The following is a 14,654-nucleotide window of genomic DNA, read 5'->3' on the forward strand; positions in this document are numbered from 1 at the left end:
GGCACATATGTAGATAATTGGATGTTCCCCAAATCTAAAGCACATTTTTTATAATATCTTGAACTACTTCTGGGTTCAATAAAGTAGAAGTATCCCCGAGATTACTGGTATCTTTTGAAGCTATCTTTCTCAAGATACGACGCATAATCTTGCCACTTCTCGTTTTGGGCAATCCTGATGTAAACTGAATTTTGTCCAATTTAGCAATCGGACCTATATGATCCGTAATCATTTGGTTGATTTCCTTTTTTAGGTTTTCACGGTCTCGAGATTCACCAGTTTCCTTTAGCATGACATAACCATAAAGGGCGTTCCCCTTAATATCATGCGGAAAGCCAACAACAGCTGATTCTGCTACCGCAGGATGCTCGTTTATCGCATCTTCTATTGGCGCTGTGCCCAAATTATGCCCAGAAACGATAATCACATCATCAACACGACCTGTGATTCGGTAGTACCCTACTTCATCCCGTAAGGCGCCGTCCCCGGTAAAATACATATCTTTAAAGGCGGAAAAATAAGTTTCCTTGTATCGTTGATGATTGCCCCAAATTGAACGCGCCATTGACGGCCATGGAAATTTGATACACAATCTGCCATCAACTTGGTTACCTGTAATTTCTCTTCCCCCTTCATCCATTAAAGCAGGCTGAATCCCGGGCATTGGCAAGGTGGCGTAGGTTGGCTTTGTCGGAGTGCTAAAGGGAATCGGAGATATCAATATGCCGCCAGTCTCTGTCTGCCACCAAGTATCCACGATAGGGCATTTCTTGTCACCTACATGATCATTGTACCAGTGCCAGGCTTCTTCATTAATTGGTTCACCAACCGTACCCAATACTTTCAAGCTTGAAAGATCATATTTAGACACAAAATCTAAATTTTCTTTTGCCAGCGCACGTATGGCAGTAGGTGCCGTATAAAACTGGGTCACCTTGTGTTTTTGGACCACATCCCAAAAACGTCCATAATCGGGATAACTTGGTACGCCCTCGAACATTACCGTCGTCGCCCCGTTGGCCAGTGGTCCATAAACAATATACGAATGACCTGTAATCCATCCGATATCTGCCGTACACCAATAGATGTCATCTTCTCGATACTGGAATACATTTTTAAAGGTAAAGGCAGTGTACACCATATAGCCACCTGTAGTATGCAACATGCCCTTGGGCTTGCCCGTTGAGCCAGAAGTATATAGCACAAACAACGGATCTTCAGCATCCATGATTTCAGGTGGATAATCGCCATAAGCGGCCTCCATCAAGGGAGCAAGCCATTCATCACGGCCAGATTTCATGGGGATATCGGTATTGATGCGTTTGGCCACCAAAACGTTTTTCACATCAGGGCAATCTTCCAAGGCGTCGTCAACAATAGCTTTTAAATCGATTGTTTTTGCCCCTCGATATGATCCGTCTGAAGTAATGACCATTTTGGCACCACAGTCATTAATACGGGTTGCTAAAGCGGTAGAAGAAAAACCAGCAAAAACAACGGAATGCACTGCCCCAATTCGCGCGCAGGCCAACAAGGAAATCGCCAGCTCAGGAATCATCGGCAAATAAATAATCACCCTGTCCCCTTTTTTAATGCCTTTTTTGCTTAGAATGTTTGCCAATTTACAGACTTGTTCACGCAACTGTTTGTAAGTGATATGTTGTGCCTCTTCGATTGGATTATTAGGTTCAAAAAGAATGGCCGTTTTATCTCCACGGATATGGATATGACGGTCAATACAGTTTTCGGTAATATTTAGTTTGCCTCCATCAAACCACTTTATTTCTGGCTCGGAAAAATCCCAATCCAACACCTTGTTCCATTTTTTACGCCAAACAAAATGTTCTTCAGCAATCTCCTCCCAAAAACTTTCAGGATGTCTTACTGATTTTCTATAAACTTGGTAGTATTCTTCTAAATGTTTGATATGGTAATTACTCATGCTATTTGGTCTTTATTAACTCTTGATGTTTCTGTTTTTCTTCATGTCTTTATTGCTTAAATCCTTGAGAATTATCTATGCTGGATACAAACTGACTGTTCTCTCAACAGCTGGATTACTAAGAAAATAAAAATTGTGAAAGGCTTGAATTGAACTAGTTTTTAATGTTGATTAATTGTCTTATAATTACTTAGGAAAGAAGCTCTTCAATATTATTTATTACTTTCTTTACAGAAAAGGGCTTGGTCAGGTAACCATCGGCACCAAGTTGCAGGCCATTTTCAATATCGGATGGCCAAGCTTTGGAGGATAGAAATACCACTTTGGTCTTACACAAATTTTTATCTCTTCGGATATGTTTTAACGTTTCGTATCCGTCCATTTGGGGCATTCTAATATCTAGTAAAATCACATCTGGCCTTTCTTTTATGGCTATGTCAAGTGCTTCAGTACCATCTGTGGCTACAAACACTTCGAATTCACGTTTTTTGAAAGCGTATTCCAACGACATCAAAATATTGGGTTCATCATCAACAATAAGTACTTTTTTCATAATGTGGTCTTTTGCCAGAGGAAAAATTGAATTGCGCTCTTTGTTTAAATCGTTGTTACATCAATGTGATGAAGCTTCACCTGCACCACTGGGGATTCTGATGTTCTCTACAATTTCCTGCACTTCTTGTGGTGGTTCTTCCGTGAAAGCTTTCACAACCAAGGCCACCACAAAGTTGACTATCATGGCTATGGTACCGAACCCTTCTGGGGAAATACCAAACCACCAAGAGTCTTGTAGGTCGGGCACTGCCGCTTTGCCACCGTCAAATATTCCGAATTTGAACTTGAGCATATAGAACAGCATAAAAGATATACCGACAATCATCCCAGCGATTGCCCCTTTACTGTTCATTTTTTTATAAAAAATTCCAAGGATAATAGCCGGAAAGAAGGATGCCGCCGCTAGACCAAAGGCCAAGGCAACCACTGCCGCCACAAAACCTGGCGGATAAATACCGAACAGACCTGCAATCACCACTGCAACTGTTGCAGCACATCTTGCAGCCCATAGTTCACCTTTTTCTGAAATATCAGGTTTGATAATATTCTTTATCAAGTCATGTGAAACCGATGAAGAAATCACCAATAACAATCCCGCGGCGGTAGATAAAGCAGCAGCCAAACCACCCGCTGCAATCAGACCAATCACCCATGCCGGTAAATCGGAAATCTCAGGATTGGCCAAAACCATTATATCCCTGTCTACGGTCAATTCATTCATCCGTGCATCGGCAACATATTGAATCACACCATCACCATTTTTATCATTATGGCTTATCAGCCCAGTAGTCTCCCAATTGCTGAACCATTTGGGCATTTCATCATATCGCTTGTTACTTACAGTTTCAATGAGGTTAGTTCTTGCAAATACAGCAACTGCGGGTGCGGTCGTATATAAGATAGCGATAAGCAACAGCGCCAGACCTGCCGATTTACGGGCATCTTTTACCCTTTTTACGGTAAAGAAACGAACAATCACATGGGGTAGGCCCGCAGTGCCCACCATTAATGCAAATGTTATGGCGAAAACGTCAACAACAGATTTAGAACCGTCGGTATACTCTTTAAAGCCTAATTCTGTCGAAAGTCCGTCAAGTTTGTCCAATAGATACATTCCTGAGCCATCAGTAGTGGTGCTGCCCATACCCATTTGGGGAATAGGATTTCCGGTCATTTGCATGGAGATAAAAATGGCGGGAACCATAAAGGCAAAAATCAAAACGCAGTACTGGGCCACTTGGGTGTAGGTAATACCCTTCATCCCGCCTAAAACTGCATAAAACAGGACAATTATCATCCCTATGACAACACCGGTTTCGATATCAACTTCTAAATATCTTGAGAAAACGATACCGACACCCCGCATTTGTCCGGCCACATAAGTGAAAGAAACGATGAGGGCACAGAAAACAGCTACCAAACGTGCTGTTTTTGAGTAATAGCGTTCACCAATAAAATCAGGAACGGTAAACTTGCCAAATTTTCGCAAATAAGGCGCCAAGAGCAGTGCCAGTAATACGTAACCGCCGGTCCATCCCATGAGATACACGGAGCCATCGTATCCTGCAAAGGAAATAATGCCCGCCATGGAGATAAATGATGCCGCCGACATCCAATCAGCGGCTGTTGCCATACCATTGGCCAGTGGAGAAACGCCTCCCCCAGCTACATAAAATTCTTTTGTAGAACCTGCCCGAGACCAGATTGCGATGCCTATATACAGACTAAAGGTCAGGGCGACCAAGACGTAGGTCCAAATTTGTGCTTCATTCATAATTGTGTTGGTTTTATTGAGCTCATCTCCAAACAAAAACTCTGGACGAGTTCAGTTGGTTAATCGACGTCGTAGCCATATTTCTTATCCAGCCGGTTCATTAATCGTACGTAAACGAAAATCAATATCACGAAAATGTAAATCGAACCTTGCTGTGCGAACCAAAAACCAAGTTTGAAGCCGCCTATTTTAATGTTATCCAGACTATCCTTGAACAGGATGCCCGCTCCAAAGGAAACTATGAACCAAATGGCCAAAAGAAGGAATAAGTATCTTACATTTTCTTGCCAATAGGCTTTTGCTTTTTTTTCTTTATTTACCATCTAATTAAAAATTTTATTCAACCAATATTTTTTGTTAATGGAGTTTCTTTAATAGTTTTTGAAAAAAAGGCGCAGTCATTTTGACTACGCCCTCAAACTAAACTAACTCAACTAAACTAACCACTCACAAATTTTTCAATAACGGTTTTCCATTTCATATATCCCGCACCGTTTAAATGCAGGCCATCATAGGTATAACTGGATTTTAGCTCTCCGTCCAGCCCACGTAATGGACTGTTTACATCTATAAATTTGATATTTGCTTTGCCGGCCAGTATTTTTTTTAGACTGGCATTAATAGTGTTAATGTCTTCATTGTTCCGCAATGTGCTATTTTTAACGGGCAGAATACTCTGAACATATAACTGAGATGTTGGGCATAGAATTCTAATTTTTTCTAAAAGATTTTTGTAGTCTATTAAAATTTTGCTGACTGTATGATTTTTGAGATCATTTGTTCCTATCAGGATGAAGATTTTATTTGGTTCAATACCCAGAATTTCCTCTAAACGTTCTTGTAGCCCTATAATAGTATCTGCGTTTATACCCCTGTTTTTTACGTTTGGGTTGTTGAACAACTCTTGTAATTCTGCCCCATCCGTAATACTATTACCCAGAAAGAGTATATCGGAATTACTTTGGGGAAGAATTTTGAATAAATCATTCCTTCCTGCATAGTAGCGCTTATTGGTGGCTTTTCTCTGTTGCGGAGTTGTACATTTTGAAACCAAACAGGGATTCGTTAGAAGAAGTATGTTTAGCAAAATCAATACGCCAATAATTATATAAAATATTGACTTCTTCATTACCGCAGGCCTTTATCTGTTAAGTAATCAATTAATAATTGCGGCCTATCGGTCTGAAAGATTCGAACTCCTTTTTCCAAAAGCCATCCATAAGATCCATCTAAATCATTGACAGCCCTTTCATCATCATGACCGCCACTTCTGCTGCCTGTAATGGTATGTATCCATATCTTATCATCATTGTTAAGTATTGTGTTGAAATATTTTAAAATTTCGGAATCATCTGATTCGAATTTAGGTACATAAGCCATTGGATTTATATTCTCTTCAAAGTCTTGAATGTAAGATTCGATGTCATTAATATTTTTTGAAATGTTTGGAAAGTAAATGAGTTTTTTCAAACTCCTGCTATAATATTCAAGAGCTTTATCGTAAGGTCTGTAAGATCTTGTTATTACATTTCGGTAGGCTGATTCATCATTTAGAATCCTATCAACTAAATGAAAAGGTATATCCCCTTTTATATCTAAGTCCAATAAAATCTTACCCTTAGCGGTTTTTAATGCTTCTTGTAAAGTGGGTATTTTTTGTTCTGTAAAAAAGCCAACAGCGTTGGTTAATCTGAGGTTTTTAATTTCACTATAGGTTTTTTCATTGATTGTTCCGGTTTCTTTAGTCGTTCTGTCCAATGTCTTGTCATGCATCAGAACCAATACACTGTCCTTTGTCATGGCAATATCAACTTCAACAATATCCACTTCCATTTGTATGCAATTTTCAATGGCTTGAATAGAATTCTCCGGAGCATTTCGCCAATCTCCTCGATGCGCGATGACAAAAGCATCATTACTATTTGATTTTATCTTTTCTAGGATACGCTCTGTTCTAGGTTTCTCAATTTTTTTGGTTTTGTATAAGTTCTTATAGACGCTGTTAGCGTATCTTAAACCCAATTCTTCCTGTGATTTACTATCAAAATGGTGCTCGTCAAAATTGGTCAAGTCCTTAGAGGTAATTAGATGTACGTTTTCAATATTACTTTCAACGGTCAAAAGTTCTTTCCTGACCATATCATAATCCTTGTTCCATTTTCCCATTTCCCCTATGAAAAACGGTAAATCTGGGTCTTTTAGATCATTTCTCATGGTAGTAATGAACCGTTTCAGCTTTTTTAAATAGACTTCAGATTTGTTCCTGTCCGATTCACCTTGCTGCCACAATACGCCTTTAAGGTTTAAATAGGGGTTCTTCTTTAAAGACATCTTGAGCCTATTCATGGTTGCCTCATACAACCCGTATTCACTGCCCTTTGAAAATCTGTCTATTTCGGTTCCCCCTCTGGCGTTTACGAATAATACGATGGTATCATTAATTGACTTTGCCAGTTCTTTGCCAAAAGAATATCCTGGCCCAAGCCTTTGCAGTTCACTATCGTCTTTACGGATAGTAGAGTAACGGTTTAAAGGATTTTTTGCAGGTTCTAGTTCTAGTTTATCATTAACTAGAAAAACCTTGTCCAATTCCGTAGTGTCCACGACCCTAATAGCGGCTCTTCCCGCCATATTTGACTGGCCAAGAAGCAGGTAAAAATCTGTTTTATCTTGAGCTTGAACCTCTATAAAGGCTAGTGCTAGAATTAGTAATATTCTAAAATTCATGTTTTGTTTAAATAAAAGGGTGGATAATATTATCCACCCTTTTTAAATTCAAAAAAGATTAATTTCCAGCAGAGGGATTGTTTACCAATTCTACAGGCGGTAACGGCCAATAATCAGATTGTGGCGCAGGTTTTCCAGCTGCTAAAGCAAAACTTTCCCATCTTCCAGTACGTTTGAGATCGAACCATCTTTTGCATTCGAAGAAAAACTCGTAGCCTCGTTCTCGAAAGATGAGGTCATCGAATTCTGTTTGACTTAGACCGGCAGGAAAATCAGCAATAGCAGAAGGTGTATTGATGTCAACGCCATACCCTCTTCTTCTAATTTGATTAACAGCTTCATACGCATCAGCAGTAGGTCCGTTCAATTGATTATCAGCCTCGGCAAATATTAATAGTGCATCAGCATACCTGTATAGATAAAAGTCATTTCCTGCTCCGGTACTCGCAGGTGAGTCTGGGTCTTGGTATTTCCCGTAGTAAAAATCTCCATTTATAGTATTGGATGCAGCTGTCGGAATATCTGCAGGAAGAACTTCACCATCTATTTCAATCTCATTATAAAGATTAAAATTCCTTCTCAAATCTTCCGTATCCCATTCTGAAATGAAAGGACTAGTGTTATAAGTATGAATAAACCTATTTCCATTTGATGCTATTCCTGCTTGGTTGGCTCTAGAATCGGCTGCATAAGCAGGTAAAAAACTCCCTTGTCCAGCCAATTGTGCAAACTTTAGCGCAAAAACCTCTTCACTGTTTGTTGGTAATGTTGGTGAAAATAAAGTTTCTAAAGAAGAGACTAACTCATACCCATATGTATCCTTATTATCAATAACCTCTTTGGCCTTATTTCTTGCATCACTAAAATTACCTAAGGTAAGATAAACATCTGCCAGTGCAACTTTTGCAGCACCTTGCGTTGCACGACCTTCTTTACCTGAATCTACTACCTCTGGTAAAGTTGTCTCTGCAAAAATAAAATCCTCGACAATTTGCAGATAAATAGCATCTATACTTGAACTTTCAAGTTCAATTTCATTTGCGTTCTCTATAGGACTGGTACGCAGTGGGACACTACCATATGTGCGTACTAAACTAAAATAACATATAGCCCTTATAAAACGTGCCTCTCCAATCGCTGCGTTCTTTACAGGTTCGGATAGGGCCGTATTTGTTGCAAGGTTATCGATAATGAAATTCGCCCTGCCTATGGATTCGTAGAAAGAAGTCCACATGGTTCCATTAAATCCTGCACTCAAAAGGTTAAAATCATAAAGAGCGATATCGTTGAACAATGATAATCTAGAATAAGAGTACTCCGTACATTGATCTAAAAAAGTACTATATACTGATTCCCACAATCTGCCTCGACTTCTTGTCAAAGGCTCATACGCACCATTAATAATTGCTTCAAGAGATTCTTCATTTATATCTAGAAGTATAAAATCACTGTTGGGATCTTCTTCTATGAATTCCATTTTCTCACAAGAGAAAAATAGAAAACCAATAAGTAACGTAATTATATATTTTTTCATTTTTCTGTATTAAAATTTTACATTCAAACCTAAGGTATATGATTTGGCTGCAGGATAAGCAGCTAAATCAACCCCTTGCTTTATATCATTTCCACTTAGTGAATTGACATCTGGGTCGAAACCTGAATAATCAGTAATGGTTATTAAATTCTGCCCACTAACAAAAAAATTGATGTTATCGAAAATGGAACTTTTTATAGGAATTGTATAACCAATCTTGACGTTTCTCAATCTCAAAAAAGATCCACTCTCGACATATCTGTCGGAAATTCTATGAACAGAATTCTGGTTTACATTTGGATAGAAATCATAAATATTAGCTAGTCTATTATATTCATTGGTAGGCGATGTAAGATTGAATTCCCCAATATTGAGGATATCGGCTTGCGCCACTCCTTGCCAGTCCATGGTAAAATTTAAATTCTTAAATCTTATGGAACTGTTGAAACCGTAAAGTATCTCAGGAATTGGATTACCAATGATTATCTTATCATCATCATCTAAGACCCCATCATCGTTAAAATCTTCATACTCTGGCTCCCCACTGTCATCAAAACCATTGAACTGGAAACCTAAAAACGCTCCAAGTTGTTCGCCTACCCGGGCTACACTGGAAACACCGCCCACGGCATCAGCTGTTTGTGCAAATGTAAATTCAGACACTAAGTCTTGACCATCTTTTAACCGTGTAACCTCATTCGAATTTTTTGAAATATTAAAATCTAAAGACACGGTCAAATCATCCTTATCAACCAATATTCCGCCAAGAGCGAGCTCAATACCGTTGTTCTGGACCGCACCTACATTATCAATGATAGTAGCGAACCCACCTGATGGAGGTAATTGTACCGAAGTAAGTGCATCTTCCGTATCCTTTTCATAATAATCAAGGGACATCCTTAACCTAGAATCAAACATTGAAAAATCAACACCAAAATTTGTTTGCGTAGTTGTTTCCCAAGTTAAGCTACGGTTCGGTAAGTTAGGTGTAAGCCCTGTTGAAAGTCCTGTCCCTGCACCTTGACTGGTGGTGACAATTATCCCAAGTGGCAACGACTGGTAGGGTTGAATACCGGGATTTCCTGATTTACCCCAACTTGCCCTCAACTTAAGATTAGAAATTTTGGAGTCTTCACCTATGAAATTTTCATTAGATATTTTCCAACCTGCTGATAGCGAAGGAAACGTTGCAACCTTGTTGGACTCACTGAAAACTGAGGCCCCATCACTTCGCACGCTTGCCCCAAAAAGATACCGGTCTTTGTAAATAAAATTTACTCGAGCGAAAGCTGATGCTATGCTCTGATCGATATTGTTTGTGATAGGCACTGCAATAGATGAACCGGATTGGATTGCATTATTGGTAAGTTCATCTGAAAAGAAATCAGAACTTTGAAGAAACAGCGATTGAGAAGTTTCTTCTTGAAGTGAACCACCAAAAACGGCATTAAAATTAAGTTCGGGAAGAATTTCTGCGTCATATTCAAAATAGTTCTCCACAACATAATTTAAAACCTCTCTATTGGTAACAGTGGCCCTTCCACCTGGAGCCAATACCAAAGCCAACGGGAAATACGAATCTCCTCTTATATTTTGGTAATCAACACCTAAACGAGTATAATTGGTTAATCCCTTTAGTATTCTAGATTCTAGAGTAAAATTCCCTAAGAACCTCCTAACCGTTGTTTTATCTAAAATTTGTCTAGCATAGCCAACGGGATTTTCTACTTGATTTGCGAAGTCGTAGGGAAAGATATTACTAAAATTACCTTCTGAGTCAAAGACAGGTTCAGTAGGTAACGCTAAGAGTATCGAACCTACTCCACTAGTTAAAAAGCTTTGCGTATTATTGTTTTGAGCGGCTGAAAAACCGTTTTGTACGGAATTTGATCCCGTTATCGAGGTTTTTATAGAAAATGTGTTGTTTAACTTGGCGTCGAGATTTGTTCTGAACGATATTCTTTTAAAATCACTGTTCAGAATTATTCCTTGCTCATTTAATGAGTTAAGCGAAACATAATATTGAGTATTTTCATTTCCACCAGACATACTGATGTTGTGGTTAGTCGCAATACCGTTTCTAAAAACTTCGTCTTGCCAATCCGTATTCCTGTTTTGTATTTCTGAGATTTCATCAGGCACTGGAGAACCTGAGTTTTCAAAAAATTGACGTTGGAAATCTAAAAACTCATCTCCGTTCATCAGATTTAGCTTTTGACGTACACTCCTAGTACTTAACCAAGTACTATAAGTGATAGATGGCTTTGCACCGGCTTTTCCTGATTTAGTGGTGACCAAGACAACACCGTTGGCACCTCTTGACCCATATATGGCGGTTGAAGAAGCGTCCTTGAGAACTTGAATGGATTCAATATCATTAGGATTTATAGAAGATATACCATTTAACCCTCTAACATCGCTGTTGAAAAAGGGAACCCCGTCAATTACGTACAGAGGTTCGTTGCCACCAGAGATCGACGTAATCCCCCTAACCCTTACACTTATACCTGCACCGGGCTGCCCAGAACTTTGTGAGAGTTGAACACCAGGTAATTTTCCGGCAAGACTTTGTTCAACACTTGCTGCTGGAAAAGCATCGATTTTATCCGAATTAATCGAACTTACCGCCCCTGTCAAGTTTTCCCTGCTCAATTTTCCATACCCAACTAGCACTACCTCATCTAATTGAGCTGAGTCTTCTTGAAGAACAATGTTTAGTGTTGTGCGGTTGTCCAAGACTATTTCTTGGGTCGCGAAACCAATATAAGAAACCACTAATATTGCATCATTGGATGTAACATTTATGGTAAAGTTTCCATCAAAATCGGTCTGTGTACCATTCGCGGTTCCTTTTTCCACAATACTAGTACCGGGTAGTGGTGTGCCGTCCTTGTCTTTAACTGTTCCCTTTACCGTTTGTTGAAGTATATTCTTGGAGTCCTTTCTAGATTCAGGATTCACCACCATTATTGGAATTTTGGTTTTACGCTCATAAGGAATTAAATAGACTCTCTTGTCTTTTATTTTGAAATTTGTTGTCGTATTTTGAAAGATATTCCCCAAAATACTTTCCAATGTCTGGTTGTCTGCCTTGAGTGATATTTTTCGGTTAAGATCAACATCTTTTTTCCTGTAAATAAATCGAAACTCTGTCGTACTTTCTATTTCTTCAATTAGATTCAAAATTGATTCGTCGACCGCGTTAAGTGATAGTTTGGTAAGTTGTCCGTAAGTGTCATTTGCTTGCATGGTAAAAAATGTCAATGCAATAAATAGAACACTTAACTTCATTTTTAAATTGAGTTTTAATAATGGAATGGACCGGCTTTTAGAAATAAGCGGTTTTTTCATAACTTTATAGTGTTTGTTTGGTTAAACTTTTTTGTTTAATCATGTATTCTAATCGGGAAATGTGTCACCATTTTCCGATTTTTTGTTTTGTGAACGAATACTGATTGTGATGTATGATTTTATCTAATTCATTGGCAGCTATTTTATTGGATTTTTATATTTTTTTCATTTAAACAACAATCAATTTATTGTAATAGTTTTGTCTTCTATTTCATAATCAATACCATAAACATCGCTTAACTCCTCTAAAACTTTTTCTACGGGAACTATACCAAAACTGGCATTGAAAATTTCTTTTGACAGCTTACTGTTATTATTGATAATAGTTAGGTTATAGTGCCTTTCCATTTTTTTCAGAATGTTCTCAAAGGGCATATCCCTAAAGACTAATTCTCCATTTCGCCATGACGTGTAGATCAGGGTACTTACATTACGTATTTCAATATCCTTACTATTTCTGCCAAAACTGGCTTTATTACCAGGTTCGAGTATGGTACTATTTTCTTTTTCAAAAGATTTGCTGCTTTCATACAAGCTTACGGTGCCTTCTACTAATACAACTTCTGTAACATTATCCTCGGGATAAGCATGGACGTTGAATCGGGTTCCTAAGACCCTTATGTTCAAATCAGAGGCTTTTAAAATAAAAGGTCGATTTTCATCTTTGGCAACGTCAAGATAGGCCTCGCCGGTAATGAATATTTCTCTAGGTGAACCAGGAATAAAACTAATGGGATACTTAATAGAGCTGCCAGCATTCAGGTGGGCTTTGGTTCCGTCAGACAAACTAAGCTCAAAGGTTTTTCCGTTAGGGATTGAAAGCGTATTGTATTTTAGTTCGCTCTGCGTATTTTCATCGGAATAAATTAAAGTATTTCCCTTTTGTTTGTAAATAAAATTACCTGTTTCATCTTTAACCGTTGATTCACTTTGTTGACTTAGCACTTTAATAGTCCCATCCTCTAATTCAAGGGTTATAGCATCTTCCGGTATGATGATTTCTTTGACAGTTTGATTATTATATATAAAGATTGTGGTTATTAGAATTACTATGGCAGCCGCGTATTTAAATAAATTGGGGATACGTATCTTCTTATCGATATATCTTTCTTTAAAAGATTGATATTTTTCATCGATATCTGGAGTTGTATTAACACTTTTAACCGATTGAATAAGGTATTGGGCCTTTAGAGTGTTGAAGCGTTTGGAGTTCTCTTCAGAGTATAAAATCCATTCTTCAACATCTTTTGATGCTTCTGAAGAGAGTTTCTGCTGCAGATATTTAATAAGATTTTTATCGTCCATGAAGCATGTTCTGTAGTTAAGACGATTAAAGTTTGAAATATACCTACTCAGAGCAAATTAATTTATGATATTCTTCAATTAGAAAATTGTCGTATGAAGTGTGAATTAGATATGGAAGTAATCCTTGATTCGGAAATTAAAGACTTTACCTTTACATCCAGACCTTCTGTAAAATTTGGAAGCGTTACATTGTATCAATTTGAAGAAACTTAACAACTGGGCGGAACTAATTCATACTTGAAAAGAACTTGAAAAAAAATCAAAGGAGTTAGTTCGGTTTAGCATTCGAGATACGACAGCACGAATAGAGGCTGCACTTTAATTAGTGATAAGTAATCCCAAGTAACAATAACAGGCTAATGAACTCCTTCAAGTGAATTCTTAGAATGCTCAGAGCTTTACTTATTTGATTATCCACAGTTTTTTTTGAAATAGATAATTCTTTTGCTATTTCTCGATTTTTAAGACCTTCAAATCGACTTTTCAAAAAAACTTGTTTACATTTTGCTGGAAGCGATTCGATTCCTTTATCAATTACTTTCTTTAGTTCGTTTTCCAATAGCAGATGGGCCGCCTCATCTTTAATGAACCTTTCATTGACTTCCAATTTTCTGCGATGGGCAAAATCTGCAACTATCTTTTTATGCTTAATTTTATCCAAACAGGCATTTTTGGTCATTTTAAATAAATAACTATTCAAATTAGTGATTTCGCCACATCGGTCAATATTCTGCCAAAATTTTAAAAATAATTCTTGAATGACCTCTTCCGCATCTTCCTTACTGTTCAGGTAGTTCCAAGCAAAGTATAATAATTTATCATAATACAATTTAAATACACCTTCAAAAAATGCTTGATTGCTTTTTTTGGCTAGGATATTAGTTGACTCGCTAATTGTATTACTTGATTTCAAGTGATTTGATTTATGAAAAAACTTATACAAGGGAAACTACCGTTTCATTTGCAAAAAGATGTGTTTTTTACGTTACCATAGCATTATGGTTAAATTTCTAATCTGATTGTTTTGCGTATCTAGTAAAGGAACATTCTTAATAAAAAGCCATTAGAATTAGAAATATCTCAATATAAATATAGATTATTTTACAATATGCACAAATAACATTTTTTCATTGTCATTCTTAACATATTGAAAATTGTGATTTTTTAAATTTGAAAAAAAATGTTTTTTAGATTTTTGTTGAATCCATTCTAATAAAAGTCTTACCATAAAAATTGTCCTTTTCTTATTGCTTACTTCTATTGAACTTTTGTTGAAAATATTTTTAAAATACTGTATATCATATATTTAAAGGGTAATAATTCTTTGTGACTATTCCTTTTTGAATGTAAATTGAGATTATCATCATATCATATTTGCATGAAAAATTAGAACATACCTACTTCTTTTTTAGGGAATGAAGATTCAAACTGCTTATAACCTAAGGTTATTGTATATGAGAAATCAG

At 37.4% G+C, this 14,654-nt stretch carries 10 protein-coding genes; all 10 read right to left on the reverse strand.

The window, feature by feature from the left end; all coding sequences use genetic code 11:
- Nucleotides 1-34: 34 nt before the first annotated feature.
- The 10 genes from acs to AACP56_RS13175 all read right to left on the reverse strand — a co-directional run bounded on the left by acs (nt 35) and on the right by AACP56_RS13175 (nt 14,101).
- A complete protein-coding gene (acs, locus tag AACP56_RS13130; RefSeq protein WP_339335180.1) occupies nt 35-1,942 on the reverse strand; it encodes an acetate--CoA ligase in 1,908 nt (635 codons plus the stop codon).
- 190 nt (nt 1,943-2,132) lie between these two features.
- The gene (locus tag AACP56_RS13135) at nt 2,133-2,495 is read right to left on the reverse strand and encodes a response regulator (RefSeq protein ID WP_339335178.1); all 363 of its coding nucleotides are present in this window, start codon (nt 2,493-2,495) and stop codon (nt 2,133-2,135) included.
- Nucleotides 2,496-2,555: 60 nt separating this feature from the next.
- A complete protein-coding gene (locus tag AACP56_RS13140) occupies nt 2,556-4,271 on the reverse strand; it encodes a sodium:solute symporter family protein (protein WP_339335176.1) in 1,716 nt (571 codons plus the stop codon).
- 59 nt (nt 4,272-4,330) lie between these two features.
- Nucleotides 4,331-4,594: a DUF4212 domain-containing protein gene (locus AACP56_RS13145; RefSeq protein ID WP_339335173.1), complete on the reverse strand. Its 264-nt coding sequence runs from the start codon at nt 4,592-4,594 to the stop codon at nt 4,331-4,333.
- Between the two features lie 116 nt (nt 4,595-4,710).
- Complete coding sequence (locus AACP56_RS13150) at nt 4,711-5,400, reverse strand: GDSL-type esterase/lipase family protein (protein ID WP_339335171.1); 690 nt, start codon at nt 5,398-5,400, stop codon at nt 4,711-4,713.
- Nucleotides 5,400-6,998: a sialate O-acetylesterase gene (locus AACP56_RS13155; protein WP_339335169.1), complete on the reverse strand. Its 1,599-nt coding sequence runs from the start codon at nt 6,996-6,998 to the stop codon at nt 5,400-5,402. The genes AACP56_RS13150 and AACP56_RS13155 overlap by 1 nt, the downstream gene beginning before the upstream one ends.
- Nucleotides 6,999-7,056: 58 nt before the next feature.
- A complete protein-coding gene (locus tag AACP56_RS13160; protein WP_339335167.1) occupies nt 7,057-8,532 on the reverse strand; it encodes a RagB/SusD family nutrient uptake outer membrane protein in 1,476 nt (491 codons plus the stop codon).
- 9 nt (nt 8,533-8,541) lie between these two features.
- Nucleotides 8,542-11,883: a TonB-dependent receptor gene (locus AACP56_RS13165; protein WP_339335165.1), complete on the reverse strand. Its 3,342-nt coding sequence runs from the start codon at nt 11,881-11,883 to the stop codon at nt 8,542-8,544.
- A gap of 180 nt (nt 11,884-12,063) precedes the next feature.
- Entirely contained in the window at nt 12,064-13,188 is a 1,125-nt protein-coding gene (locus AACP56_RS13170) for a FecR family protein (protein WP_339335163.1), read from the reverse strand.
- A 322-nt stretch (nt 13,189-13,510) separates the two neighbouring features.
- Nucleotides 13,511-14,101: an RNA polymerase sigma-70 factor gene (locus tag AACP56_RS13175; RefSeq protein WP_339335161.1), complete on the reverse strand. Its 591-nt coding sequence runs from the start codon at nt 14,099-14,101 to the stop codon at nt 13,511-13,513.
- Between the last annotated feature and the right edge of the window lie 553 nt (nt 14,102-14,654).

It is taken from the genome of Croceitalea sp. MTPC6, assembly GCF_036985525.1.
Lineage (GTDB): Bacteria > Bacteroidota > Bacteroidia > Flavobacteriales > Flavobacteriaceae > Croceitalea.

Bases quoted from the DNA above. Each gene is read 5' to 3' on its own strand.
- AACP56_RS13155 (WP_339335169.1), bottom strand. From the start codon at position 6,998: ATGAATTTTAGAATATTACTAATTCTAGCACTAGCCTTTATAGAGGTT.
- AACP56_RS13165 (WP_339335165.1), bottom strand. From the start codon at position 11,883: ATGAAAAAACCGCTTATTTCTAAAAGCCGGTCCATTCCATTATTAAAA.
- AACP56_RS13135 (WP_339335178.1), bottom strand. From the start codon at position 2,495: ATGAAAAAAGTACTTATTGTTGATGATGAACCCAATATTTTGATGTCG.
- AACP56_RS13170 (WP_339335163.1), bottom strand. From the start codon at position 13,188: ATGGACGATAAAAATCTTATTAAATATCTGCAGCAGAAACTCTCTTCA.
- AACP56_RS13140 (WP_339335176.1), bottom strand. From the start codon at position 4,271: ATGAATGAAGCACAAATTTGGACCTACGTCTTGGTCGCCCTGACCTTT.
- acs (WP_339335180.1), bottom strand. From the start codon at position 1,942: ATGAGTAATTACCATATCAAACATTTAGAAGAATACTACCAAGTTTAT.
- AACP56_RS13160 (WP_339335167.1), bottom strand. From the start codon at position 8,532: ATGAAAAAATATATAATTACGTTACTTATTGGTTTTCTATTTTTCTCT.
- AACP56_RS13150 (WP_339335171.1), bottom strand. From the start codon at position 5,400: ATGAAGAAGTCAATATTTTATATAATTATTGGCGTATTGATTTTGCTA.
- AACP56_RS13145 (WP_339335173.1), bottom strand. From the start codon at position 4,594: ATGGTAAATAAAGAAAAAAAAGCAAAAGCCTATTGGCAAGAAAATGTA.